Source organism: Aeromicrobium sp. Leaf272, from assembly GCF_001422865.1.
In the GTDB taxonomy this organism is placed as follows: domain Bacteria; phylum Actinomycetota; class Actinomycetes; order Propionibacteriales; family Nocardioidaceae; genus Aeromicrobium.
In genome coordinates, this window is the sequence record NZ_LMMY01000009.1 from 304,147 (window position 1) to 305,256 (window position 1,110).

A 1,110-nucleotide genomic window follows, 5' to 3' on the forward strand; every position below is an offset into this window, starting at 1 on the left:
TCGGACTGCGTCGTCCACACGATCGCCGCGAGTCCTGCCCCTCCGGCCCACGACTGGGCGAGCACGACGGGACGCTGACCGATGCGGTCCGCCAACGACCCGAAGAACGGTGCACCGACGGCGTTCGCCACGGCGAGGGCACCGGCGGCCGCACCGCCGAGCGCGTAGCGACCCGTGGCCCCGCTGACGAGGAGCAGCGTGCCCATCTGGCTCATGGCAAGCGGAACTCGCCCGAGGAAGGCTACGACGACGTAGGCGGGCCCGACGATCCGCAGCAGCGTGCGGTACGCGGTGATGGCTGACACTGCGCCCCAGAGTCTAGGGCGCGCCGTTCTCGGAACGCCATCGCCCTCACGAGGTCGCCGGACGGGCGACCACGTCCCGATCCTGCCTAGGGTGAGGTCATGCCGAAGTCGTTGCACGAGCTCGTCGCACCCGACTGGGCCGAGGCCCTGGCGCCGGTCGCCGACGACGTGACCCGGATGGGCGAGCTCCTGCGGGCCGAGACCGAGGCCGGCCGACCGTGGCTGCCCCACGGCGACGCGATCCTGCGGGCGTTCCGGGAACCGCTCGCCGACGTGAAGGTGCTCGTCGCCGGCCAGGACCCGTACCCGACGCCCGGTCACGCCATGGGTCTGTCGTTCTCGGTCCACCCCGACGTGCGCCCCCTTCCCCGCAGCCTCGCCAACATCTACACCGAGCTCGAGGCCGACCTGGGCATCCCCCGCGCGCCCCACGGGGACCTGACGGCGTGGTCGGAGCAGGGCGTCCTGCTGCTCAACCGGGTGCTGACGGTGGGGGCCGGCGCCCCGGCCAGCCACCGCGGGATGGGCTGGGAGCGCGTCACGGAGCAGGCGATCCGGACCCTCGTGGCCCGCGACCGGCCGCTCGTCGCGGTGCTCTGGGGGCGGGACGCCCAGAAGCTGCAGCCCCTGCTGGGCGACACCCCCGTGGTCGCGAGTGCCCACCCCAGCCCGCTCTCCGCATCGAGGGGGTTCTTCGGCTCGCGGCCGTTCAGCCGCGTCGACGCGCACCTCCTCGAGCTGGGCAGCGCACCCGTCGACTGGCGGGTCCCGCCGATCCCACCGACCGCGGCGCCTACGCTGCAAG

The 1,110-nt window shown here is 73.8% G+C and carries 1 protein-coding gene and 1 pseudogene; one reads left to right on the forward strand and one right to left on the reverse strand.

Annotated elements, in window-relative coordinates:
• A pseudogene (locus tag ASF38_RS18660) lies at nt 1-305 on the reverse strand (MFS transporter); the annotation flags it as partial.
• Between the two features lie 99 nt (nt 306-404).
• On the opposite strand from ASF38_RS18660, the gene ASF38_RS03030 reads away from it, so the two are divergent.
• On the forward strand, nt 405-1,110 hold a 706-nt coding region (locus tag ASF38_RS03030; RefSeq protein ID WP_156366791.1), incomplete at its 3' end, for a uracil-DNA glycosylase.